The sequence below is a fragment of the Pantoea phyllosphaerae genome, from assembly GCF_051025595.1.
Classification (GTDB): domain Bacteria; phylum Pseudomonadota; class Gammaproteobacteria; order Enterobacterales; family Enterobacteriaceae; genus Pantoea.
In genome coordinates this window covers 74,563-98,445 of sequence record NZ_JBPFDE010000001.1, presented here as the reverse complement: position 1 = coordinate 98,445, position 23,883 = coordinate 74,563, and the positions used below count along the sequence as shown (strand labels likewise).

Genomic DNA, 23,883 nt, shown 5'->3' with positions numbered 1-23,883 from the left:
GCCGGGCCTTATAAGTCGCGGGGTTAAGAAATTTCGCACAAAATACAAGCCCCACCGCCATCATTTTTCTGTCTTGTTATCTGGCGGCAGGTCACTAGAATAACCTCCATATTGTTACTCAATCTCTTCCAACCCCCAACATATAGTGTTTATCCACAGAATTATTCACATTGAATAACCCTGTGGATAAACAGGGGACTCTTTTTCACTTACGGATGGTATAACGCGACATGAATCAAAGTCTGCTCGTTACTAAACGCGATGGCCGCCAGGAACGCATTGATCTCGATAAGATTCACCGGGTACTCGACTGGGCCGCTGAAGGACTGAATAACGTCTCTGTCTCCCAGGTTGAACTGCGCTCCCATATCCAGTTCTACGATGGCATCAGAACTTCTGATATTCATGAAACCATCATCAAGGCCGCAGCAGACCTGATCTCGCGCGACGCGCCGGACTATCAATACCTTGCTGCCCGTCTGGCGATTTTCCACCTGCGTAAAAAAGCCTACGGCCAGTTCGAGCCGCCGAAGCTGTACGACCAGGTGGTGCGCATGGTGGAGATGGGTAAATATGACCCTCATCTGCTGGAAGACTACACGGTTGAAGAGTTCGAACAGATGGACGGCTTTATCGACCACTGGCGCGATATGAACTTCTCCTACGCGGCGGTTAAGCAGCTGGAAGGCAAATATCTGGCGCAGAACCGCGTCACCGGCGATATCTACGAGAGCGCGCAGTTCCTCTATATCCTGGTCGCCGCCTGCCTCTTCTCCGGCTATCCGCGCGACACGCGTATGGACTACATCAAGCGCTTCTACGACGCGATCTCTACCTTTAAGATTTCGCTGCCGACGCCGATCATGTCCGGCGTCCGCACCCCAACGCGCCAGTTCAGCTCCTGCGTGCTGATTGAGTGCGGCGACAGCCTTGACTCCATCAACGCCACCTCCAGCGCTATCGTGAAGTATGTGTCGCAGCGCGCCGGTATCGGCATCAACGCCGGCCGCATTCGCGCGCTGGGCAGCCCGATCCGCGGCGGCGAAGCCTTCCATACCGGCTGTATTCCATTCTACAAGCACTTCCAGACCGCGGTGAAGTCCTGCTCGCAGGGCGGCGTGCGCGGCGGCGCGGCGACGCTGTTCTACCCGATGTGGCATCTGGAAGTAGAGAGCCTGCTGGTGCTGAAGAACAACCGCGGCGTGGAAGGCAACCGCGTGCGTCATATGGACTATGGCGTGCAGATCAACAAGCTGATGTATCAGCGTCTGCTGAAGGGCGAAGAGATTACCCTGTTCAGCCCGTCCGACGTGCCCGGCCTGTATGACGCCTTTTTTGCCGATCAGGACGAGTTTGAGCGCCTCTACACCAAATATGAGAAAGACGACAGCATCCGCAAACAGCGCGTGAAAGCGGTCGACCTCTTCTCGCTGATGATGCAGGAGCGCGCCTCCACCGGTCGCATCTACATCCAGAACGTCGACCACTGCAACACCCACAGCCCGTTCGACGCCAGCATTGCGCCGGTGCGCCAGTCTAACCTCTGCCTGGAGATCGCGCTGCCGACCAAACCGCTGGAAGATGTCAACGACGAGAACGGTGAAATCGCCCTCTGCACCCTGTCGGCGTTTAACCTCGGCGCGATCGAGAGCCTGGACGATCTGGAAGAGCTGGCGACCCTGGCGGTACGCGCCCTCGACGCCCTGCTCGACTATCAGGACTACCCGATTCCGGCCGCGAAGCGCGGCGCGATGGGCCGCCGCACCCTGGGTATCGGCGTGATCAACTTCGCTTATTACCTGGCGAAGAACGGCGTGCGCTACTCCGACGGCAGCGCCAACAACCTGACGCACAAAACCTTCGAAGCAATTCAGTACTACCTGCTGAAAGCCTCGAACGAGCTGGCGAAAGAGCAAGGCGCCTGCCCGTGGTTCAACGAAACCACCTACTCGCAGGGCATTATGCCGATCGATACCTATAAAAAGGATCTCGACACCATCTGCAACGAGCCGCTGCACCTGGACTGGGACGGCCTGCGCGAGTCAATCAAGACGCACGGCCTGCGCAACTCCACGCTCTCCGCGCTGATGCCGTCCGAGACGTCGTCGCAGATCTCTAACGCCACCAACGGTATCGAGCCGCCGCGCGGCCATATCAGCATCAAAGCCTCTAAAGATGGCATTCTGCGTCAGGTGGTGCCGGAGTATGAGCGTCTGAAAGATCAGTACGAGCTGCTGTGGGAAATGCCGTCCAACGACGGTTATCTGCAGCTGGTCGGGGTGATGCAGAAGTTTATCGATCAGGCGATCTCTTCTAACACCAACTACGATCCGTCGCGCTTTGCCAACGGCAAGGTGCCGATGAAGCAGCTGCTGAAAGATCTGCTGACCGCGTATAAGTTCGGCGTGAAAACGCTCTACTACCAGAACACCCGCGACGGCGCGGAAGACGCGCAGGACGATCTGGCGCCGTCTATCCAGGATGACGGTTGCGAAAGCGGCGCTTGTAAGATTTAAGGTTGGGCGGGAGCGCGTCTCCCGCCTGCGTTATTTCACGGGGCCGCGCTGCGCCCCGTCTACATTTGGACAGTTTGTATGGCTTACACTACGTTCTCACAGAATAAAAACGATCAGCTGAAAGAGCCGATGTTCTTTGGTCAGTCCGTCAACGTGGCGCGCTTCGACCAGCAGAAATATGACATTTTTGAAAAGCTGATTGAAAAGCAGCTCTCCTTTTTCTGGCGTCCGGAAGAGGTCGACGTCTCGCGCGACCGCATCGACTATCAGGCGCTGCCGGAGCATGAGAAACATATTTTTATCAGCAACCTGAAATACCAGACCCTGCTCGATTCGATTCAGGGCCGTAGCCCGAACGTCGCCCTGCTGCCGCTGATTTCTATTCCCGAGCTGGAAACCTGGGTCGAAACCTGGGCTTTCTCCGAGACCATCCACTCGCGCTCTTACACCCATATCATCCGCAACATCGTTAACGACCCGTCGCTGGTATTCGACGATATCGTCACCAACGAGCAGATCCTCGCGCGCGCGCAGGATATCTCTAAGTACTACGACGATCTGATCGAGATGACCAACTACTGGCATCTGCTGGGCGAAGGCACGCATCAGGTTAACGGCAAAAGCGTGACCGTGAATCTGCGCGCGCTGAAAAAGCAGCTCTATATCTGCCTGATGAGCGTGAACGCGCTGGAGGCGATCCGCTTCTACGTCAGCTTCGCCTGCTCTTTCGCTTTCGCCGAGCGCGAACTGATGGAAGGCAACGCCAAGATTATCCGTCTGATTGCCCGTGACGAAGCGCTGCACCTGACCGGCACCCAGCATATGCTGAACCTGATGCGCACCGGCGAAGACGATCCCGAAATGAAAGAGATCGCCGCCGAATGCCGTGACGAATGTTTTGATCTGTTCAAGAAAGCGGCCGAGCAGGAGAAAGAGTGGGCGGAATATCTGTTTAGCGGCGGTTCGATGATCGGCCTGAACAAAGATATTCTCTGCCAGTACATCGAGTACATCACCAATATCCGCATGCAGGCGGTGGGCCTGGATCTGCCGTTCCAGACGCGCTCCAACCCGATTCCGTGGATTAACTCCTGGCTGGTGTCGGACAACGTGCAGGTCGCGCCGCAGGAAGTGGAAGTGAGCTCCTACCTGGTGGGTCAGATCGACTCGGAAGTGGGCGAAGACGACTTTAACGATTTCCAGCTGTAAGTATGAGCCGTGCCGTTATTATCCTGCGCAGCTCTGGCCAGCGGCTGGAGTGCGCAGAGCATCACCCTAACCTGCTGACGACGCTGGAAGCGCATAATCTGTGCGTGGAGTTTCAGTGTCGCGAAGGCTACTGCGGTTCGTGCCGCACGCGCCTGCTGAAGGGCGAAGTTCACTATGCCGAAACGCCGCTGGCGTTTGTGGAGCAGGGCGAGATTTTGCCCTGCTGCTGTCTGGCGAAAGGCGAGATTGAAATCGAGCTGTAGCTCGCTTCTTTGCTCTCACAGACCACGCAATAGTCAAAGCGCGGAAGGCAGGAAGCGAAGAGCAAAGCGTCCCGCGCCAGGGATGGCGCGGGCCGAGCTGGCATGGATGCCGCTTTTTGCGTCTTTGCGATCGCTTCCTGCCTTCCGCGTGGGCTTACGAAGCGACAGACGCCTCCGCTACCCTGTTTTACAGCTTCACCGACTCCAGCACATCAATCCAGCCGTGGCCGGTGCTGACCTCGCTGCCGTGCAGCCAGCGGCGCAGCATATTCATCGCCATCATCGCCACCACCTTCTGCCGCGTCTCCAGATTGTGCCGACCGTGAGTGAACTTCACCCGCTGTCCCCAGCTCGCTTCCGGCGTATGCAGCGCCAGCGACACTTCCCCCTCTTCCAGCGCACCGGTCGACAGCGCCAGCACCGTCCCCTGATGCGCCGCCAGCGCGCGCGTACGCTGCACCTGCTCCTCCAGCCCCTCCTGATGCGCTGGCAGAATTTCCGCCGCGCTCAGCGGCACCTCTGCCGCCGCCAGCTGCCAGTGCAGCAGTCCGGCGGTGTACTGCTCGCTAAGCGCCAGACGGAAGCCGCGATCCTTAAGCTCGCGCGCCAGCAGCGCTGGCAGACCTTCCGTGCCTTCGAAAATGGTGCACTCCGCCAGCAGCAGACGCACCTGCTGCCAGACCTGCTCCATCGCCACGCGCTGGGCGGCCGGTCCGGTCAGTTTAATTTCGATAATCGGCATTGAAGAGCGATAGCCCATCACCACCCCTTCCGGCAGCGCCAGCGGCTCCAGTTCGGCGGCAATATCGCTCTCGCCACGGCCGAAGGTGGTGAGGCGCAGGCAGAGCGGTGGGTCAGGCAGGTCGAACTGCTGCTTGAGGCGTGGCAGAATCTGCTGCTCCACCATCACCTTGAATTCAGAAGGCACGCCGGGGGTAAAGAAAATCCAGCAGCGATTCAGCCGCAGCGCAAAGCCGCAGGCGGTGCCGACCGGATTATCCAGCATTTCAGCATTGGCGGGGATCTCCGCCTGCTTGCGATTGCTCGCCGCCATTACGCGGCCGCGGCTGGCGAACCACGCCTCCATGTTATCCAGCCACGCCTGATGCAGCACCAGCTCGACGCCGCAGGCTTTCGCCGCCGCCAGCGCGCTGAGATCGTCGCTGGTCGGGCCGAGCCCACCGTTGACGATCAGCACATCCGCCACCTCGCTGCGCGCCTGGAGCGTTTCCACCAGCGACGACAGCGAATCGCCCACCGTGCTGCGGCTGCTCATCGGCAACCCGTTCTGAAACAGCACATCCGCCAGCCAGGCGGCGTTGGTATCGACGATTTGGCCGTGCAGCACCTCATCCCCTGTAGACAGCATCTCGACTCTTATCACGTTGTCATCTCCTTTTGTCCATCGATCTACTGTAGGAAGCGCGCTGAGTAAACTCAACACAATAGTGCGTCTTTCGCGTCAGGGGGCGATAAGGGGCAAACAGGCAAGAAAGGCGGGGAAGGAAGAAACAAACGGCGGGTCGCCCCGCCGTTTTGAGCAGCACGCCTTAGCGACGCGCCAGCAGCAGGCCGAGCACCAGACCGGCGGCTGCGCCGATGCCGATACCCTGCCAGGGCTTCTCATGCACGTAGTCGTCGGCGCGGTAGGCGACGTTTTTCGCGCGATAGTAGTAGCTGTCGGAAGCCTGACTTACGCGTGACTTCACATCTTCCAGCGCCTGCTCCGCTTTGGTTTTGAGTTCGATGTATTTCTGATCGGTCGGATCGCCTGACGACTTCAACACCTCTTCCAGTGTCTCGGTCAACAGCGCCAAATCATCATCCAGATTGGTGTCAAAAGCTTCTGTCTCTTTTACCATCATTTCCTCCGTGTCATTTACAAAGCAGTCTTTTAACTATAGCGGCAAAATCGCCGTTTGCAGGATAGTCTCACCAGGATTCCCCCGAGTTTGCCTCAGCCCGATTTCAGACGAAATTCCTCGGCCTTCTTGATTAATCTGATAAATTTAAGGCGGACTGAATTTTTCACCTGACAGGCTGTCGTACCCTGCTGTTATCTGCGCTTTTAGATCACCTGCGCGCAGAGCAGGACAGTCACAACACACTCGAACGCTAAGGAATAATTTCTGGCATGAATCGAAGAATGTTTATGAAAGCGTCAATGGCCTTCTCCGCCGTCAGCGGCATGACCGGCCTGTCCACGCTGTTTGCGCAATCCGCCTGGGCAGAAGATGGCATTGCAGACGGTGCCGCCGTGCGCTTCGATTTCGATGTACTGAAAAAGAAAGCCGCCGCGCTGGCGAAGCAGCCCTGGGGCGGCGCGCCTGGCGCGCTGCCAGAGACGCTGGCGACCCTGACGCCGCAGGCGTACAACGAAATTCAGTACGACGCCGGTCACTCGCTGTGGAACAACATCCCCGATCGTCAGCTTGACGTGCAGTTTTTCCACGTCGGCATGGGCTTTAAGCGCCGCATCCGCATGTTCTCGGTCGACGCCGACAGCCGCGAAGCGCGCGAGATCCACTTCCGCCCTGAACTGTTCAACTACAACAACGCGAAGGTGGATACGCAGCAGCTGGTGGGCAAAAACGATCTCGGCTTCGCCGGCTTCCGCGCCTTTAAAAAGCCAGAGCTGGCGCGGCGCGATATCGTCTCTTTCCTTGGTGCCAGCTACTTCCGCGCCGTGGACGACACCTATCAGTACGGCCTCTCCGCACGCGGCGTGGCGGTCAACACCTTCAGCAACGGCGGCGAGGAGTTTCCAGACTTCACCGCATTCTGGTTTGAAACGCCGAAAGCGGACGATACCACCTTTGTCGTCTACGCCCTGCTGGACGGCGCCAGCCTGACCGGCGCCTATAAGTTCACTATTCACTGCGAGGCGACCCGCGTGGTCATGGAGGTGGAGAATCATCTCTTTGCGCGCAAGGCGATCCGCCAGCTCGGCATCGCGCCGATGACCAGTATGTTCAGCTGCGGCACCAACGAGCGCCGCATGTGCAACACCTACCATCCGCAGATCCACGACTCCGATCGCCTGGCGATGTGGAGCGGCAGCGGCGAATGGATCGCGCGCCCGCTGAATAATCCGCAGAAGCTGCAGTTTAACGCCTATCAGGATGAGAACCCGCGCGGCTTTGGCCTGCTGCAGCTTAATCACGATTTCAAAGATTATCAGGATGTGATCGGCTGGTATGACAAACGCCCCAGCCTGTGGGTGGAGCCGATCGGCAAATGGGGCAAAGGCGCCATCAATCTGATGGAGATCCCCACCACCGGCGAAACGCTGGATAATATCGTCTGCTTCTGGCAGCCAGCCGAGCCGGTGAAGGCGGGCAGCGAATTCAGCTTCTCCTACAAGCTTTACTGGAGCGGCCTGCCGCCGGTGCGCAGCGGTCTGGCGCGCGTCGACGCCACCCGCACCGGCATCGGCGGCTTCCCGGAAGGCTGGGCGCCGGGCGAGCACTTCCCTGAGACGTGGTGCCGTCGCTTCGCCATCGATTTCGTCGGCGGAGATTTAAAAGCGGCCGCGCCGAAGGGCATTGAGCCGGTGATTACCCTGTCATCCGGCACCTTTAAGCAGGTGGAGATCCTCTACGTCGAGCCGATGAACGGCTATCGCATCCTGTTCGACTGGTATCCAGAGAGCGACGCCACCACGCCGGTGGAGATGCGTCTGTTCCTGCGCACCAAAGATGAAACCCTGAGCGAGACCTGGCTTTACCAGTACTTCCCGCCGCCGCCAGATCAGCGCAAATATGTTGATGACCGCCAGATGACGGTAGGCTAAAAGAGAAGAACGGCGAGCTAAAAGCTCGCCGTTCTTATATGGCTGATACTGAGCCGACGCGGGTGACGTGGCCCGATCGCAAAGACGCAAAAAACGGCATCCCTGCCAGCTCGGCCTGCGCCATCCCTGGCGCAGGACGCTTTGCTCTTCGGTCCACGTCACCCGCTTCCCTACCTGAGCAGCCGCCTGTAACAGCAAGCCCACGCCGTATTTATTTGCGCATATCAATATGCGGAATACCGTCTTCCAGATAGATCTCGCCGACCGCCCTAAAACCGAGGCGCCCATAGAAATCCTGCAGGTGCGCCTGCGCCGACAGATAAACCTCGCGCCCTGGCCAGTGTCGTTCACAGCTGCGCAGCGCCTGCTCCATCAGCCGGTTGCCGAGATTGAGACCGCGCGCGCTGGCGGAGACGATTACGCGCCCAATCGCCACCGGCGCCGCCTCGTCCGCAGGCGTCAGAATACGCGCGTAGGCCACCAGTTGGTCACCGCGCATCCCCAGAATATGGCGGTTATCCGCCACCAGATCCTGACCGTCGACGTCCAGATAGGGACAGGTCTGCTCCACGATAAAGACTTCACAGCGCAGCGCCAGCAGCGCATAAAGCTGCTGCGCGCTCAGTTCGCGGTGATGCCTGTCCTGCCAGCTGATATCCATAGGCTCTCCTGAAGACAAAAAAAATCAGGCCCGTGGGCCTGATTTCATAAGGGTAAACGCAGTTTACATCAGCGGCTGCGCCATCTGTACCAGCGTAATCAGCGGCTGCGGATAGACGCCGAGCAGCAGTACCAGAATCGCGGAGATCAGCACCACTACGCCGCCGGCGGTGAACGCCCAGTTGGCCGGGGTATCGCGCGTATGCAGCTCCGGCGGGCTGAGATAAAGGCTCACGGTCACACGCAGATAGTAGTAGAGGCCGATGGCGCTGCCGACCACCACCGCCGCCGTTAGCCACCACAGCTTCGCGTTGACGCCGGAAGCGATCACGTAGAATTTGCCGATAAAGCCGAGCGTCATTGGAATGCCGGCCAGCGACAGCATCATCACCGTCATCACCGCCGACAGCACCGGACGGTGCCAGAACAGACCGCGGTAAGAGTAGAGCGAATCAGCGTCCGGGCCGCGGTACGGGCTGGACATCAGGCTGACGACGCCAAACGCGCCCAGGCTGCTGAACAGGTAGCCCGCCAGATAAACGCCTGCGGTCTCCAGCGACAGCTGATGAGTTTTCACCGCGATCAGCGCCACCAGCAGGTAGCCGAGATGGGCAATCGAGGAGTAACCCAGCAGACGTTTAATGTTGCTCTGCGAAATCGCCATCAGGTTGCCGAACAGAATCGACACGAAGGCGATCAGGCCCAGCACGGTGCGCACGGCCTCGCTGTCGGTCAGCGGCGCGTACATAAACAGACGCATGATCACGCCGAAAATGGCGATTTTACTGGCGGTAGCAAGGAAGGTCGACACCGGCGCAGGCGCGCCCTGATAGACGTCCGGGGTCCAGAGGTGGAACGGCACCAGCGACAGCTTAAAGCCGAGGCCGATAATCATCATGCCGAGACCCACCAGCAGCAGCGGCTGCTGAATCATGGTGTCGTTCAGGCTCTCTCCCAGCTTCACGAAGCTCAGGCTGCCGGAATCGGCATAGATCAGCGCGATGCCGAACAGCAGGAAAGAGGAGGCGGCCGCTGACAGAATGGTATATTTCAGCGCCGCTTCCAGCGAACGTTTCTGCCGAAAGGCGTAGCCGATCATACCAAACAGCGGCAGCGACAGCAGCTCGACGCCGATAAACAGCGACGCCAGGTGATTGGCGCTCGCCAGCACGATGCCGCCCAGCGCCGCAATCAGCACCAGCAGATAGAACTCATCCTTATTGTCCGGGAAACCGGCCAGCCAGGGATAGGCAAAGGTACAGGTGGCCAGACTCGCCAGAATTACCAGCGCGGTGTAGAACACGGCGTAAGGATCGACTCGCAGCAGCGGCGTCACGTCCATTGCGCCCGCCTGCCCCACAAACCAGAGCGAAACCAGCGCCAGGTTGAGACCGATGACCGTCAGCGTGGCGTTAACAAAGTGGTTGCGTCGCCAGGCAATGGACAGCATCACAACCACCACCGTCAATCCGACGATCAACAGCGGCAGCAACGCGATCAATTGTTGAAAAGTTATTGTCATGGCGAATTACGGCCTTGTAGTTGAAATTGAAGCGGTAAACCACTGCTGAATATTGCTCATGGCGGCATGGGACGTATCCAGAATCGGCTGCGGGTAAACGCCCAGCAGCACCAGCAGGACCACCAGCACCATAATCATGGTAAATTCACGCGGCGACATGCCCGGCAGCGGCTCTTTCGACTTCGCTTCGCCGTAGTAGGCGCGCTGCATCATGATCAGCGAGTAGACCGAGGCGAACACCAGACCAAAGGTGGCGATAACGATAATCACCGGCACCACCTGGAAGCTGCCCGTCAGAATCATAAATTCGCCAGCGAAGTTGCCGGTGCCCGGCATCCCCAGGTTCGCGACCGCAAAAAAGAGCGACAGACCCGGAATCCACTTAATGCGCGACCAGAGACCGCCCATCTGACGCATATCGCGCGTATGCAGACGCTCGTAGAGCTGACCGCACAGAATAAAGAGCGCGGCGGCGGAGAGGCCGTGCGCAATCATCTGCACCACCGCGCCCTGGAAGGCGAGCTGGCTGCCGGTGTAGATGGCGATCAGCACGAAGCCCATATGGGAAATCGAGGTGTAGGCGATTAAACGTTTGATATCGGTCTGCGAGAAGGCCATCCAGGCACCGTAGAAGATACCGATAATGCCCAGCCACATGGCGATCGGCGCGAATTCCGCCGAGGCGTTAGGGAACAGCGGCAGGCTAAAGCGCAGCAGACCGTAAGCAGCGGTTTTCAGCAGGATGCCTGCGAGGTCCACTGAACCTGCAGTCGGCGCCTGACTGTGGGCGTCTGGCAGCCAGCCGTGCAGCGGCACCACCGGCATTTTTACCGCGAAGGCGATAAAGAAGCCCAGCATCAGCAGATATTCCACCGTATGCGACATCGGCGTTTTCAGCAGCTGCTCGTAGTTGAACGTCCAGACGCCAGTGGCGTTGTAGTGCACAAACACCAGCGCCAGAATCGCAATCAGCATCACCAGACCAGAAGACTGGGTATAGATGAAAAACTTGGTGGCGGCGGTGATACGCGTTTTACCGTCAGATGCCTTGTGCCCCCAGAGCGCGATGAGGAAGTACATCGGCACCAGCATCATCTCCCAGAAGAAGAAGAACAGGAACATATCGATCGCCAGGAAGACGCCGATGACGCCACCCAGAATCCACATCAGGTTGAGATGGAAAAAGCCCTGATACTTCTCGATTTCGTTCCAGGAGCAGAGCACCGCCATCAGGCCGAGCAGGCCGGTCAGCACCACCATCAGCAGCGACAGGCCATCCAGCGCCAGATGGAAATTAATGCCAAAGCGCGGGATCCAGGAGGCGGAGAACTCCGACTGCCACTGCGGCATGCCCGCGGCCTGCGTCAGTGAATAGCCGCCCTGCAGCCAGAGCTGCAGCGAAATTGCCAGCGTCAGGCCCATGGTGATCAGGGCTATCCAGCGCGGCGTTTTCGCGCCGAGGCGCTCAGCCAGCCAGCAGAGCAAGCCGCCGACGAATGGAATGATTATTAGCCAAGGTAGTAGCACTGAAGTCTTTCCCTTTTTTCTGCCTGTTTTCGGGCTATCCTGCTTGTCATTTTGGCTCCCGGCAGTGCTCGCAATCCCCACGTACTTCAGTACGCTCTGGTTGCTGCGCGCTGGCGGTCCCCAAACTGACTGCGCCGATAATGCCCTCATATAAGGCAATTTTTAACATTCTTGACCTGGGGCGACTCGCCGAGCCGCCCCGCTCATCAACCTTACACCACCAGCATCAGCGCCAGCACCACCACGGCGCCTACGCTCATCGAGGCGACATACCAGCGCAGATAGCCGTTTTCGCTGACTACCAGACCTTTGTTGGCAATACGCGATACCAGCGCAGGCAGGTTCATCACCGCATTCAGCGGGTCGCGCTGCAGCAGCCAGGCGATACCGAGATAGGGTTTGACGAACACTTTGTCATAGAGCCAGTCGAAGCCCCAGGCAGCAAACCACCAGGTGCCGAAGAAGCGGCCCGGCGCGCTGTTGGCGATGCGGCTGACCAGCTGACGTTTGCCCAGCCAGAGCGCGGCGGCGATCAGGATACCGACCACGGCGACCACGCCGGAGGCGATCTCCAGGCCGACCTTGCCCGCTTCGCCAGCTTCGCTGTGCGGCAGCACGCCCGCCAGCGGCGGCGTGATCAGCGCGCCAACGAAGGTCGACAGCACCAGCAGCACGATCAGCGGCAGATGATGAGTAATCCCTTTGCCCGCATGCGCGTGGATCTTCTCTTCGCCGTGGAACACGATGAAGATCATGCGGAAGGTATAGATAGAGGTCAGGAAGGCGCCCACCAGGCCAGCCGCCATCAGATTGATGTGGCCGTTCGCCAGCGCGCCGAACAGGATTTCATCTTTACTGTAGAAGCCTGCCGTAATCAGCGGCAGCGCAGCCAGCGCGGCACCGCCCACCAGGAAGCAGGCGTACACCAGCGGAATGCTTTTACGCAGGCCGCCCATTTTAAAGATGTTCTGCTCGTGATGGCAGGCGAGGATCACCGAACCTGACGAGAGGAACAGCAGCGCTTTAAAGAAGGCGTGCGTCATCAGGTGGAAAATCGCCGCGTCCCACGCCTGCACGCCAAGCGCCAGGAACATATAGCCGATCTGACTCATGGTCGAGTAGGCCAGCACGCGTTTGATGTCGGTCTGCACCAGCGCGGCGAAGCCCGCCAGCACCAGCGTAATGGCACCGACGATACCGACCAGATGCAGCACGTCCGGCGTCAGCAGGAACAGGCCGTGGCTGCGGGCGATCAGGTAGACGCCCGCCGTCACCATGGTCGCGGCGTGGATCAGCGCCGACACCGGCGTCGGACCGGCCATGGCATCCGCCAGCCAGGTTTGCAGCGGCAGCTGGGCCGATTTACCCACCGCGCCGCCCAGCAGCATCAGCGTCGCCCACTGCAGCATATGGTTGTCCGCCGCAAAGTGCTGCGGCGCCAGTTCCATCATCTCGCGGAAGTTGAGCGTGCCCAGTTCGTTGTAGAGGATAAAGAGCGCAAAGGCGAGGAAGACGTCCCCGACGCGGGTGATGATAAAAGCCTTCATCGCCGCTTTGCCGTTTTCCGGATTGCTGTAGTAGAAGCCGATCAGCAGATAGGAGCAGAGCCCCACCCCTTCCCAGCCGAGATACATCAGCATCAGGTTGTCAGCCAGCACCAGCACCACCATGCTCGCGATGAACAGGTTGGTGTAGGCGAAGAAGCGGGAGTAGCCCTCTTCGCCGCGCATATACCAGGAGGCGAACATGTGGATCAGGAAACCGACGCCGGTCACCACCGACAGCATGGTGAGCGACAGACCGTCGAGCGTCAGATTGACCTTGATGTCGAAATTGCCGACCTGCATCCAGGTCCAGAGCGCCTGGTTAAAGGGCTGCTGGCCATTAGCGAAAAAGTCGATACCGACATAGAGCGTCACCAGCGCCGCCAGGCCCACCGAGCCCATACCGATCGCGGCCGACAGGTTCTCCGACCAGCGACCACGCGAAAACGCCAACAGCAGGAAGCCGATTAGCGGAAACAGGATTGTTAAGTAGAGAAGATTCATCCGCGCATCTCGCTCACAGTATCAATGTTCAGCGTCTGACGACGACGATAGAGCTGAAGCAGCAGCGCCAGGCCAATGCTGGCTTCCGCCGCCGCAAGGCTGATCGCCAGGATATACATGACCTGACCATCCGCCTGTCCCCAGTAGCTGCCTGCGACGACCAGCGCCAGCGCGGCCGCGTTGATCATAATCTCGAGGCCGATCAGCATAAAAAGCAGGTTGCGGCGTATCACCAGTGATGTCAGTCCAAGGACAAACAGCACGGCGGCAAGTATTAAGCCGTGTTGTAACGGGATCATGCGTGCTCCTCCTTATTGGCGTCGCGGTTGCTCAGCACTTCGCCCTGGCGCTCTTCGCGTCCAACATGGAACGCCACTACCAGACCCGCCAGCAGCAGCATCGAGGCGAGTTCTACTGCCAGAACGTAAGGGCCAAACAGGCTGATGCCTACCGCTTTGGCATCGATAACCGTACCGTCAATACCCTGATCGTTGGCGGTCAGAATGGCATACACCATCACCACCAGCAGCAGCAGAGAGACAAGGCCCGGGCCAATCCACAGCGAGGGCTGCAGCCAGTCGCGCTCCTGTTTCACCGTGGCGTTGCCCAGGTTGAGCATCATTACCACGAAGACGAACAGCACCATGATGGCGCCGGCATAAACGATAATCTCCAGCGCGCCAGCGAAGTAAGCACCGAGCGAAAAGAAGACGCCCGCAACGGAGAGCAGCGACACGATCAGGTACAGCAGCGCATGTACCGGATTGGTATGGGTGATGACGCGCAGCGTCGTCAGCACCGCCACCAGTCCGCAAAGATAAAACGCAATTTCCATGCCGGGCTCCTTAAGGTAACAAGCCTTTGACGTCGATGGGTTTGGCTTCGTTTTCGGCGTCGCCCTTCTCTTTCCCTTCGATCGCCATACCTGCCATGCGGTAGAAGTTGTACTCGGGATATTTGCCCGGACCGGAGATCAGCAGATCCTCTTTTTCATACACCAGATCCTGACGTTTGAATTCGCCCAGCTCGAAATCGGGCGTCAGCTGAATCGCGGTGGTCGGGCACGCCTCTTCGCACATCCCGCAAAAAATGCAGCGCGAGAAGTTGATGCGGAAGAATTCCGGGTACCAGCGGCCATCTTTGGTCTCTGCTTTCTGCAGCGAAATGCAGCTGACCGGACAGGCCACCGCGCAGAGGTTGCAGGCAACGCAGCGCTCTTCGCCGTCGGGATCGCGCGTCAGCACGATACGGCCGCGGTAGCGCGGCGGCAGATAAACCGGCTCTTCGGGATACATCTGCGTTTCGCGTTTGGCGAAGGCATGCATGCCTATCATCCAGATACTGCGCACTGTCGTGCCGAAGCCAACGACAATATCTTTTAAAGTCATCTCAAAAACCCCTTACTGCGCGTTGTACAGAATCACTGCGGCGGTCGCCAGCAGGTTCAACAGCGTCAACGGCAGACAGACTTTCCAGCCGAACGACAGCACCTGGTCATAGCGTGGACGCGGAAGCGCAGCACGAATCAGGATAAACATCACCATAAAGAACGCCGTTTTCAGGGCGAACCAGATGAACGGCGGCAGGAACGGGCCGTACCAGCCGCCGAAGAACAGCGTCACAATCAGCGCCGAGACGGTGGTGATAGCCACATACTCGCCGACGAAGAACAGGCCGAATTTCATACCGGCATATTCGATGTGATAGCCGTCCGCCAGCTCCTGCTCCGCTTCCGGCTGATCGAACGGATGACGGTGACACACCGCCACGCCTGCGATACAGAAGGTCAGGAAACCGAAGAACTGCGGGATGATGTTCCACAGATGCGCCTGGCTCTCGACGATAGCGGTCATATTGAATGAGCCCGCCTGCGCCACCACGCCCATCAGCGAGAGGCCGAGAAACACTTCGTAGCTCAGCGTCTGCGCAGAAGCGCGCATTGCACCCAGCAGCGAGTATTTGTTGTTGCTCGACCAGCCGGCGAACAGCACCGCGTACACCGCGAGCCCCGCCATCATCAGGAAGAAGAGCAGCCCGATGTTGAGGTCGGTCACCATCCAGCTCGGCGATACCGGCACGATGGCGAACGCAAGCAACAGGGAAACAAACGCGATTACCGGCGCCAGGGTAAAGATAAAGCGGTCGGTAAAGGGCGGAACCCAGTCCTCTTTAAAGAACATTTTGATCATATCTGCGGCGAGCTGCAGCGAACCGCCCCAGCCCACGCGGTTCGGCCCGTAGCGGTTCTGCCACAGACCGAGCAGGCGACGTTCGGCGAAGCTCATAAAGGCGCCGCACGCCACCACGACCAGCAGAATGACGATCGCTTTGACCACGGTCAGAATGATGTCGATAACGTCCGGTGTTAACCAGCTCATTGCGCCGCCTCCTGCAGTTTGTCAATGTGCGCGCCCGCCAGGAACGGCGGCACGCCCGGCATACCCAGCGGCAGGCCAATCTGCCCTGGCTGCAGCGCGCTGGAGAGGCGCACCGGCAGACGCAGGGTTTCGCCGGAACAGGTGAACTCCACGGCCGCGCCAGCGTTCACGCCCAGCTTCGCCGCGTCCTGCGGGTTGATTACCAGCATCGGCTGCGGCATCCGTTTCTGGAAGACCGGCGAACGCTGAGACATCTCTTCGCTGCCGAACAGCTGGTAGCAAGGCGCCACGCGCCACTGTTCGCCGCCAACGAAGGCATTCGGCACCTCAGTGAACCACGGCAGCGACGCGTCGCCCGCCTCAAACAGACGCACGCCGGGATCGCCGTTGCGCAGCTTGCCGCCCACTTCGGCCTGGAATTTGTTCCACGCCTGCGGGGAGTTCCAGCCTGGTGCCCAGGCAAACGGAATTTGCGAACGCGGCGCACTCGGCTGGTTGTTACCTTCCATCGAGAAGGCGAACATGGTGTCCCGATCCTGCGGCTGACGCGGCTCGTGCACGCTGATATTGGCGCGCGCGGCGGTACGTCCGCTGGAGCGAATCGGCGAGCGAGCCAGTTTCTGTCCGCGAATGCGGAAGCTGGCGTCTGGCGCGGCCTCTTTAATGCCCTTCAGCTGCGGCAGCTTCGCCACGACAGCGTCGATAACGTGATCGAGCTGCGTCCAGTCGATATGACGGCTTTCCAGCGTGGTGTGCAGCGAGTGCAGCCAGCGCCAGCTCTCCAGCATCACGATGCTGTGGTCGTAGTAGGCGGGATCGTAAACCTGGAAGAAGCGCTGCGCGCGGCCTTCATGGTTGATCGAGGTGCCATCGCTTTCGGCGAAGCTGGCGGTAGAGAGCACCAGGCCCGCTTTCTCCAGCGTCGCGGTGCGCTGGTGGTCAACCACAATGACGTTGGTAGCGTTAGCCAGCGCGGCATCCACCTGCGCCTTCGGCGCGTGACGATAGAGATCGTTCTCCAGCACCACTACCGTATCCGCTTCGCCGCTGCGCAGCTGCTCCAGCGCGCTGTCGAGCGTGTTGCCGCCCATCAGGCCCAGACCCATGCTGTTCGCTGCGCCAGCCAGCAGCGTAATACCGACCTCCGCGCCGCGCGCCTTCAGCGCTTTGGCGACGTTCGCCGCCGCTTCGATCATCGCCGTGCTGCCCGAATGGGTGCCGGAAATAATCAGCGGTTTTCTCGCGCCAGCCAGCGCCTGCACCACAACGTCCAGTTTGCCGTTCAGGCTGCTGTCGAAGTCGCTTACCGCAGGCGCGCTCTCATCCAGCGCGCTGGCGATGGCGAAGCCGAGACGCGCCTGATCTTCTACCGGCGCGCGATAGCTCCACGCGGCGATGTCGTCGAGGCGGGTTTCGTCGACGTGGGTAACAAACAGCGGATGTTTCGCGTGCTGACCGATATTCATAATCGCGGCGATCTGCCAGTCGGCGACTTTCTGCGCCGCGGCCATGTCGCGCGCTTTGCCTTTCACCGCCTGACGTACCGAGAGCGCCACGCGCGCGCCGACCTGGGTAAGATCTTCGCCCAACACCAGCACCGCGTCGTAGCTTTCCATTTCGCGCAGCGACGGCGTATAGATGCCGCTTTCGCGCAGCACTTTCAGCATCAGCTCCAGGCGTGCCTGTTCGCCCGCTGGCATGCCGGTCGAGAAGTTTTCTGCACCTACCAGCTCGCGCAGCGCGAAGTTGCTCTCAACGCTGGCGCGCGGAGAGCCGATACCGATCGCGCGTTTCGCCTGACGCAAGACGTCAGCCGCCGCGTTGACCGCCTGTTCCGCATTCAGCTGGACCCAGTCGTTGCCGCGCAGCAGCGCGGGGTGACGCGGACGATCCGCGCGGTTGACGTAGCCATAGCCGAAACGGCCGCGGTCGCAAAGGAAGTAGTGGTTAACCGTGCCGTTATAGCGGTTTTCGATACGGCGCAGCTCGCCGTAGCGCTCGCCCGGGCTGGTGTTACAGCCGACGCTGCACTGCTGGCAGATACTCGGCGCGAACTGCATATCCCATTTACGGTTATAGCGTTCGGAATGGGTTTTGTCGGTGAAGACGCCGGTCGGGCAGATCTCCACCAGGTTGCCGGAGAATTCGCTCTCCAGCGTGCCCTCTTCCGGACGGCCGAAGTAGACGTTGTCATGCGCGCCGTAGACGCCCAGATCTTTGCCGTCGGCGTAATCTTTGTAGTAGCGCACGCAGCGGTAGCAGGCGATACAGCGGTTCATCTCATGGGAAATGAACGGGCCGAGATCCTGATTCTGGTGGGTGCGTTTCGTAAAGCGGTAGCGGCGGAAGCTATGGCCGGTCATCACCGTCATATCCTGCAGGTGACAGTTGCCGCCCTCTTCGCACACCGGACAGTCGTGCGGGTGGTTGGTCATCAGCCACTCCACCACGCTTTCGCGAAACTCTTTCGCTTCGCCGTCGTCAATGGAGATAAAGGTGCCGTCGGAGGCCGGCGTCATGCAGGACATGACGAGACGGCCGCGGGTATCCTCGGCGTTCTGGAATTGCTTCACCGCGCACTGGCGGCAAGCCCCAACGCTTCCCAGCGCCGGATGCCAGCAAAAATAAGGAATATCAAGGCCCAGAGAGAGACACGCCTGCAGCAGGTTGTCCGCCCCGTTCACATCATATTCTTTACCGTCTACATGAATTGTAGCCATAGTGAACATGCTTCCGTAAGGCTCGTCAGAGACGAGCGTTAATCATATTCTCGCCCCGGTTATGGGGCTGCGGCGCAGAGCCGGTTCCGTGTGCTGCGGTGAATTACCAGCGTGCTTTCAGCAGGTTAGGCTGAATACCGCCAATCGCGCGCGTATTGCCGAAGACCTGTGGCGCCATGCCAGCTTCAAACTCTTCACGGAAATATTTAATTGCGCTCTGCAGCGGCTCCACCGCGCCAGGCGCGTGGGCGCAAAAGGTTTTACCTGGGCCGAGCTGGCGACAAAGCTGCAGCAGGGTTTCGATATCGCCCGGCTGACCTTTGCCCTGCTCCAGCGCGCGCAGGATCTTCACGCTCCACGGCAGGCCGTCGCGGCACGGCGTACACCAGCCGCAGGATTCACGCGCGAAAAACTCTTCCAGGTTGCGCACCAGCGACACCATATTAATCTCGTGGTCGACCGCCATCGCCAGCGCCGTACCAAGGCGGCTGCCCGCTTTACCAATGCTGGCGAACTCCATCGGGAGATCGAGGTGCTGCTCAGTGAGGAAGTCGGTGCCCGCGCCGCCTGGCTGCCACGCTTTGAAGCGCAGGCCGTCGCGCATGCCGCCGGCGTAATCTTCCAGAATTTCACGCGCGGTAATGCCGAACGGGAGTTCCCAAACGCCCGGGTTTTTTACCCGACCGGAGAAGCCCATCATCTTGGTGCCGGCATCTTCGCTTTTTGAGAGGCCTTTGTACCACTCAACGCCGTTGGCGAGGATCGCCGGCACGTTAGAGAGGGTTTCCACGTTGTTGACGCAGGTCGGCTTGCCCCATGCGCCCGCGCTCGCCGGGAATGGCGGCTTGGAACGCGGGTTAGCGCGACGCCCTTCCAGTGAGTTGATCAGCGCCGTCTCTTCGCCGCAAATATAGCGGCCCGCGCCGGTGTGCACGATCAGCTCGAAGTCGAAACCGGTACCGAGAATGTTCTTGCCAAGAAAGCCCGCTTCGGTTGCTTCCGCGATGGCGCGACGCAGGTTTACCGCCGCCTCGATATATTCGCCGCGCAGGAAGATATAGCCGCGATAGGCTTTCAGAGCGAAGGCGCTGATCAGCATACCTTCCACCAGCTGGTGCGGCATCTGCTCCATCAGCAGGCGGTCTTTATAGGTGCCCGGCTCCATCTCATCGGCGTTGCACAGCAGGTAGCGGATGTTCATGGATTCATCTTTCGGCATCAGGCTCCACTTCAGACCGGTGGAGAAGCCTGCGCCGCCGCGCCCTTTCAGGCCAGAATCTTTCACCGCCGCGACAATCTCGTCCGGCGCCATGCCGTTCAACGCTTTTTCCGCGCCGGCATAGCCGTTTTTGCTGCGGTATTCTTCGAACCAGACCGGCTGCTTGTCATCGCGCATGCGCCAGGTCAGCGGGTGCGTTTCCGCAGTACGAATGATCTGTTTGATGGTCATTGATACTGCTCCAGTAGCGAGGCGATGCCTTCCGGCGTCAGATGAACGTGGGTATCTTCATCCACCATCATGGTAGGGCCTTTGTCGCAGTTGCCCAGGCAGCAGGTGGGCAGCAGCGTAAAGCGGCCATCCGCCGTCGTCTGACCGGGCTTGATGTTCAGATTCTGCTCCAGCGCCGCCTGAATGCCCTGATAGCCAGTGATGTGACACACTACGCTGTCGCAATAGCGGATAACGTGACGGCCGACCGGCTGGCGGAAAATCTGGCTGTAGAACGTGGCAACACCTTCAACGTCGCTGGCCGGAATGCCCAGCACCTCGGCGATAGCGTTGATGGCGCCATCTGGCACCCAGCCGCGCTGCTTCTGCACGATCTTCAGCGCCTCAATCGACGCCGCGCGCGCATCTTCATAGTGGTGTTTCTCGTGCTCGATGGCGTGATGCTCTTCCGCGCTCAGCACGAAGACCTCATTGGGGTCGATCGTTTGAATGGCAATTTTTTGATCGTGCATAATTAGCGGTCCACGTCTGACATAACAAAATCGATACTACCGAGGTAAACGATCAGGTCGGATACCAGGCTGCCGCGGATCACCGACGGGATCTGCTGCAGATGCGGGAAGCTCGGCGTGCGCACGCGGGTGCGGTAGCTCATGGTGCTGCCGTCGCTGGTCAGGTAGTAGCTGTTGATTCCTTTGGTCGCCTCGATCATCTGGAAGGATTCGTTGGCCGGCATTACCGGGCCCCATGAAACCTGCAGGAAGTGCGTGATCAGCGTTTCAATATGCTGCAGCGTACGCTCCTTCGGCGGCGGCGTGGTCAGCGGGTGATCCGCCTTAAACGGCCCTTCCGGCATATTGTTCAGGCACTGCTCAAGGATGCGCAGCGATTGCCACATCTCTTCCATCTTCAGCTGTACGCGCGTGTAGGCGTCGCTGATGCCCGCACCGACCGGGATCTCGAAGTCAAAGTTTTCATAACCTGAATAGGGACGCCACTTACGCACGTCGAAATCCAGGCCGGTGGCGCGCAGCGCGGCGCCGGTGGTGCCCCAGGCCAGCGCCTCGTCCATATTGTAGGCGGCAACGCCTTTGGAACGGCCCACCAGCACGCTGTTGCGCAGCGCCGCCTTGTCATACTCCTTCAGGCGTTTCGGCATCCAGTCAAGGAAGTCGCGCAGCAGGCGCTCCCAGCCTTTCGGCAGGTCATGCGCTACGCCGCCGATGCGGAACCAGGCCGGGTGCATACGGAAGCCGGTAATGGCTTCGACCACGTCATAAATTTTCTGGCGATCGGTAAAGGCAAAGAACACCGGCGTCATGGCGCCGACGTCCTGAATAAAGGTCGAGATATAGAGCAGATGGCTGTTGATGCGGAAGAGCTCAGAGAGCATCACGCGGATGACGTTAACGCGATCTGGCACCACAATGCCGGCCAGCTTTTCTACTGCCAGCACGTAAGGCATTTCGTTGACGCAGCCACCGAGATACTCAATGCGATCGGTATAAGGAATATAGCTGTGCCACGACTGGCGCTCACCCATCTTCTCCGCGCCGCGATGGTGGTAGCCGATATCGGGCACGCAGTCGACAATCTCTTCGCCGTCGAGCTGCAAGATAATACGGAAAGCACCGTGCGCTGACGGGTGGTTTGGCCCCAGGTTGAGGAACATAAAGTCCTCGCTGGTGGTGCTGCGCTTCATGCCCCACTCTTCGGGCTTGAAGGTCAGCGCCTCCATCTCCAGATCCTCTTTCTGCTTTGTCAGCGTAAAGGGATCGAACTCTGTCGCGCGCGCCGGATAATCTTTACGCAGCGGGTGGCCTTCCCAGGTCTGCGGCATCATGATGCGCGTCAGGTGCGGGTGGCCGTCGAAGGTCACACCGAACATCTCCCAGGTTTCACGCTCGTACCAGTTGGCGTTCGGGAAGATTTTCGTCAGCGTCGGCAGGTGCAGATCGTTCTCTGACAGCGCCACCTTGAGCATGATGTCGCGGTTACGCTCGATCGACAGAAAATGATAGAAAACGGAAAAATCCGCGGCGGGCAGACCGGCGCGGTGGGTACGCAAACGCTCATCCATGCCATGCAGGTCATAGAGCATGATGTACGGCTTAGGCAGCTTGCGCAGGAAGGTCACGATCTCCAGCAGCTGCTCGCGCTTGACCCAGACCACGGGAATGCCCGTGCGGGTTGGCTGAACGGTAAAGGCATCCGGCCCAAAACGGTTACGCAGCTCGCCGATCACCGGGTCATCCAGGTGATCCCGGGTTTGCCATGCAGGCTGAGCGAGATCGTGCGTGGTTAAATCTGTCATACGTTACTCACCATTCCGGCCTGTCGCCAGGCACTCAAAAGAAGGCGTCAGGATGGGGCCGCGCATTAAATTGTGATGTTTTGCTGCGGGCGTGGAATCCATCCATGTACGGTGTTCTTACACTTCGTCAGGCGTGCGAAGATTGGTGACGGCGATGCGCTCGCCGCGTTTTCTCTCACGTTCTGACTGCATATTGGCGCGATAAACGCCCTGATCGCCGACGACCCACGACAGCGGGCGACGCTCTTTACCAATTGACTCGCGCAGCAGCAGCAGCGCCTGCATATAGGCTTCAGGACGCGGCGGACAGCCGGGAATATAGACGTCGACCGGCAGGAACTTGTCCACGCCCTGCACCACAGAGTAGATATCGTACATGCCGCCAGAGTTGGCGCAGGCGCCCATTGAGATCACCCATTTCGGCTCCAGCATCTGGTCATAGAGACGCTGAATCACCGGCGCCATTTTGGTGAAGGGCGTACCGGCGATCACCATAAAGTCCGCCTGGCGCGGCGAGGCGCGCATCACTTCCGCGCCGAAGCGCGCGACGTCGTGCACGGCGGTAAAAGAGGTGGTCATCTCTACATAGCAGCAGGACAAACCAAAGTTATAGGGCCACAGAGAGTTCTTACGGCCCCAGTTCACCATGTCATGCAGGGCATGCTCGAGCTTGCCCATGTAGACGCTGCGATGAACGTGCTGCTCAAGGGGATCGGCAACGATCTCCTGTTTTTGCAGAGGATAACGGTCGTTCTCACCACCGTTGGGGTCTATGCGGGTGAGCGTATAGTCCATCAGATTGCCTCGCTTTTACTGCTTATGAGGGTTGGTGTGACCGATCGGGCTGGATTTGACCACCACGCGACGACGTGCAGGCGCCCAGTCCAGCGCGCCGATACGCACCAGATAGACCAGCCCCGCCAGGAGCACCAAAATGAAAATTGCGGCTTCGACAAAGCCGACCCAGCCGCTTTCGCGGATTGAGGTCGCCCATGCGTATAAAAAGAGTGCCTCCACGTCAAAGATGACGAAGAACATGGCGACGAGGTAGAACTTCGCCGAGAGGCGGATATGGGTGTCACCCACAGATTCGATACCGGATTCGAACGGCGTCTCTTTATGACGCGCGCGGGCGCGGCCGCCTAAGAGCCATCCTCCGGTAAGCATAAAGGCGCAAAGGCCGAAAGCGATAATGACAAATATGATAAACGCCCAGTGATGAGCGACGACTTCGGTGGCTGTTGACATACTCTTTGCTTACTCATCAAAAGTGGCGATGGCATCCTGCGCGGGTCACTTGCAGCAAACGCACCACATCGATTCAAGGGAAGGAAAAAAACCTTATAAATTATGCTGTCATTATCAATTAGGCAGCAATTTTATGGGGTCTTTTACTCCTTTCTATAACCTTTTGTCAACTTTGACAAAAGTATCCAAACATTATTTTACACGCGCATCAAAATTTTAACATATGATGCGCGCG

Annotated in this window: 19 protein-coding genes and 1 pseudogene; 4 read left to right on the top strand and 16 right to left on the bottom strand. The window is 59.2% G+C overall.

The genetic code is table 11. From position 1 onward, the window contains the following. Positions 1 to 230 precede the first annotated feature (230 nt). The 3 genes from nrdA to yfaE all read left to right on the top strand — a co-directional run bounded on the left by nrdA (position 231) and on the right by yfaE (position 3,988). Entirely contained in the window at positions 231 to 2,516 is a 2,286-nt protein-coding gene (gene nrdA / locus ACR6A7_RS00485) for a class 1a ribonucleoside-diphosphate reductase subunit alpha (RefSeq protein ID WP_434122787.1), read from the top strand. Between the two features lie 78 nt (positions 2,517 to 2,594). Beyond that, entirely contained in the window at positions 2,595 to 3,725 is a 1,131-nt protein-coding gene (gene nrdB / locus ACR6A7_RS00480) for a class Ia ribonucleoside-diphosphate reductase subunit beta (protein ID WP_434122786.1), read from the top strand. A gap of 2 nt (positions 3,726 to 3,727) precedes the next feature. Then, a complete protein-coding gene (gene yfaE / locus ACR6A7_RS00475; RefSeq protein ID WP_033791632.1) occupies positions 3,728 to 3,988 on the top strand; it encodes a class I ribonucleotide reductase maintenance protein YfaE in 261 nt (86 codons plus the stop codon). Between the two features lie 187 nt (positions 3,989 to 4,175). Here the strand turns inward: yfaE and ACR6A7_RS00470 are convergent, their stop codons facing one another. Together ACR6A7_RS00470 and elaB are read right to left on the bottom strand one after the other, a co-directional pair. Next, positions 4,176 to 5,372 (bottom strand): nicotinamide mononucleotide deamidase-related protein YfaY, encoded by a 1,197-nt coding sequence (locus ACR6A7_RS00470; protein WP_434122785.1) that lies wholly within the window; start codon positions 5,370 to 5,372, stop codon positions 4,176 to 4,178. 166 nt (positions 5,373 to 5,538) lie between these two features. Then, a complete protein-coding gene (elaB, locus tag ACR6A7_RS00465; RefSeq protein WP_033750444.1) occupies positions 5,539 to 5,850 on the bottom strand; it encodes a stress response protein ElaB in 312 nt (103 codons plus the stop codon). Between the two features lie 272 nt (positions 5,851 to 6,122). Between elaB and ACR6A7_RS00460 the strand changes: the two genes are divergently transcribed. After that, the gene (locus ACR6A7_RS00460; RefSeq protein WP_434122784.1) at positions 6,123 to 7,781 is read left to right on the top strand and encodes a glucan biosynthesis protein D; all 1,659 of its coding nucleotides are present in this window, start codon (positions 6,123 to 6,125) and stop codon (positions 7,779 to 7,781) included. Between the two features lie 211 nt (positions 7,782 to 7,992). On the opposite strand, the gene ACR6A7_RS00455 is transcribed toward ACR6A7_RS00460, so the two are convergent. The 14 genes and pseudogenes from ACR6A7_RS00455 to ACR6A7_RS00390 form a co-directional block, all read right to left on the bottom strand. Further along, positions 7,993 to 8,442 (bottom strand): GNAT family N-acetyltransferase, encoded by a 450-nt coding sequence (locus tag ACR6A7_RS00455; protein ID WP_434122782.1) that lies wholly within the window; start codon positions 8,440 to 8,442, stop codon positions 7,993 to 7,995. A gap of 63 nt (positions 8,443 to 8,505) precedes the next feature. Then, positions 8,506 to 9,963: an NADH-quinone oxidoreductase subunit NuoN gene (gene nuoN, locus ACR6A7_RS00450; protein WP_434122781.1), complete on the bottom strand. Its 1,458-nt coding sequence runs from the start codon at positions 9,961 to 9,963 to the stop codon at positions 8,506 to 8,508. A gap of 6 nt (positions 9,964 to 9,969) precedes the next feature. Further along, positions 9,970 to 11,490 (bottom strand): NADH-quinone oxidoreductase subunit M, encoded by a 1,521-nt coding sequence (nuoM, locus tag ACR6A7_RS00445; protein ID WP_434122780.1) that lies wholly within the window; start codon positions 11,488 to 11,490, stop codon positions 9,970 to 9,972. A 212-nt stretch (positions 11,491 to 11,702) separates the two neighbouring features. After that, positions 11,703 to 13,538 (bottom strand): NADH-quinone oxidoreductase subunit L, encoded by a 1,836-nt coding sequence (gene nuoL, locus ACR6A7_RS00440; protein ID WP_434122779.1) that lies wholly within the window; start codon positions 13,536 to 13,538, stop codon positions 11,703 to 11,705. Continuing rightward, entirely contained in the window at positions 13,535 to 13,837 is a 303-nt protein-coding gene (gene nuoK, locus ACR6A7_RS00435; protein WP_003854236.1) for an NADH-quinone oxidoreductase subunit NuoK, read from the bottom strand. Before nuoK ends, nuoL begins: the two co-directional genes overlap by 4 nt. Continuing rightward, complete coding sequence (gene nuoJ, locus ACR6A7_RS00430) at positions 13,834 to 14,373, bottom strand: NADH-quinone oxidoreductase subunit J (protein WP_434122778.1); 540 nt, start codon at positions 14,371 to 14,373, stop codon at positions 13,834 to 13,836. Before nuoJ ends, nuoK begins: the two co-directional genes overlap by 4 nt. Before the next feature lie 10 nt (positions 14,374 to 14,383). Beyond that, on the bottom strand, positions 14,384 to 14,926 hold the full coding sequence (nuoI, locus tag ACR6A7_RS00425; RefSeq protein WP_033750468.1) for an NADH-quinone oxidoreductase subunit NuoI: 543 nt from the start codon (positions 14,924 to 14,926) through the stop codon (positions 14,384 to 14,386). 12 nt (positions 14,927 to 14,938) lie between these two features. Further along, the gene (nuoH, locus tag ACR6A7_RS00420) at positions 14,939 to 15,916 is read right to left on the bottom strand and encodes an NADH-quinone oxidoreductase subunit NuoH (protein WP_434122777.1); all 978 of its coding nucleotides are present in this window, start codon (positions 15,914 to 15,916) and stop codon (positions 14,939 to 14,941) included. Further along, entirely contained in the window at positions 15,913 to 18,636 is a 2,724-nt protein-coding gene (nuoG, locus tag ACR6A7_RS00415) for an NADH-quinone oxidoreductase subunit NuoG (protein WP_434122776.1), read from the bottom strand. Before nuoG ends, nuoH begins: the two co-directional genes overlap by 4 nt. Positions 18,637 to 18,739: 103 nt before the next feature. Beyond that, entirely contained in the window at positions 18,740 to 20,080 is a 1,341-nt protein-coding gene (nuoF, locus tag ACR6A7_RS00410; RefSeq protein WP_187143684.1) for an NADH-quinone oxidoreductase subunit NuoF, read from the bottom strand. 2 nt (positions 20,081 to 20,082) lie between these two features. Beyond that, positions 20,083 to 20,626, bottom strand: a pseudogene (gene nuoE, locus ACR6A7_RS00405) (NADH-quinone oxidoreductase subunit NuoE). Then, entirely contained in the window at positions 20,601 to 22,400 is a 1,800-nt protein-coding gene (gene nuoC / locus ACR6A7_RS00400) for an NADH-quinone oxidoreductase subunit C/D (protein WP_434122775.1), read from the bottom strand. The pseudogene nuoE and the gene nuoC overlap by 26 nt, the downstream one beginning before the upstream one ends. A gap of 117 nt (positions 22,401 to 22,517) precedes the next feature. After that, positions 22,518 to 23,195: a NuoB/complex I 20 kDa subunit family protein gene (locus ACR6A7_RS00395; protein ID WP_033750488.1), complete on the bottom strand. Its 678-nt coding sequence runs from the start codon at positions 23,193 to 23,195 to the stop codon at positions 22,518 to 22,520. Positions 23,196 to 23,210: 15 nt separating this feature from the next. Next, positions 23,211 to 23,648: an NADH-quinone oxidoreductase subunit A gene (locus ACR6A7_RS00390; RefSeq protein ID WP_033750490.1), complete on the bottom strand. Its 438-nt coding sequence runs from the start codon at positions 23,646 to 23,648 to the stop codon at positions 23,211 to 23,213. Positions 23,649 to 23,883 lie beyond the last annotated feature (235 nt).

Bases quoted from the DNA above. Each gene is read 5' to 3' on its own strand.
- nrdA (WP_434122787.1), top strand. From the start codon at position 231: ATGAATCAAAGTCTGCTCGTTACTAAACGCGATGGCCGCCAGGAACGC.
- nrdB (WP_434122786.1), top strand. From the start codon at position 2,595: ATGGCTTACACTACGTTCTCACAGAATAAAAACGATCAGCTGAAAGAG.
- yfaE (WP_033791632.1), top strand. From the start codon at position 3,728: ATGAGCCGTGCCGTTATTATCCTGCGCAGCTCTGGCCAGCGGCTGGAG.
- elaB (WP_033750444.1), bottom strand. From the start codon at position 5,850: ATGGTAAAAGAGACAGAAGCTTTTGACACCAATCTGGATGATGATTTG.
- ACR6A7_RS00460 (WP_434122784.1), top strand. From the start codon at position 6,123: ATGAATCGAAGAATGTTTATGAAAGCGTCAATGGCCTTCTCCGCCGTC.
- ACR6A7_RS00455 (WP_434122782.1), bottom strand. From the start codon at position 8,442: ATGGATATCAGCTGGCAGGACAGGCATCACCGCGAACTGAGCGCGCAG.
- nuoN (WP_434122781.1), bottom strand. From the start codon at position 9,963: ATGACAATAACTTTTCAACAATTGATCGCGTTGCTGCCGCTGTTGATC.
- nuoL (WP_434122779.1), bottom strand. From the start codon at position 13,538: ATGAATCTTCTCTACTTAACAATCCTGTTTCCGCTAATCGGCTTCCTG.
- nuoK (WP_003854236.1), bottom strand. From the start codon at position 13,837: ATGATCCCGTTACAACACGGCTTAATACTTGCCGCCGTGCTGTTTGTC.
- nuoJ (WP_434122778.1), bottom strand. From the start codon at position 14,373: ATGGAAATTGCGTTTTATCTTTGCGGACTGGTGGCGGTGCTGACGACG.
- nuoI (WP_033750468.1), bottom strand. From the start codon at position 14,926: ATGACTTTAAAAGATATTGTCGTTGGCTTCGGCACGACAGTGCGCAGT.
- nuoH (WP_434122777.1), bottom strand. From the start codon at position 15,916: ATGAGCTGGTTAACACCGGACGTTATCGACATCATTCTGACCGTGGTC.
- nuoG (WP_434122776.1), bottom strand. From the start codon at position 18,636: ATGGCTACAATTCATGTAGACGGTAAAGAATATGATGTGAACGGGGCG.
- nuoC (WP_434122775.1), bottom strand. From the start codon at position 22,400: ATGACAGATTTAACCACGCACGATCTCGCTCAGCCTGCATGGCAAACC.
- ACR6A7_RS00395 (WP_033750488.1), bottom strand. From the start codon at position 23,195: ATGGACTATACGCTCACCCGCATAGACCCCAACGGTGGTGAGAACGAC.
- ACR6A7_RS00390 (WP_033750490.1), bottom strand. From the start codon at position 23,648: ATGTCAACAGCCACCGAAGTCGTCGCTCATCACTGGGCGTTTATCATA.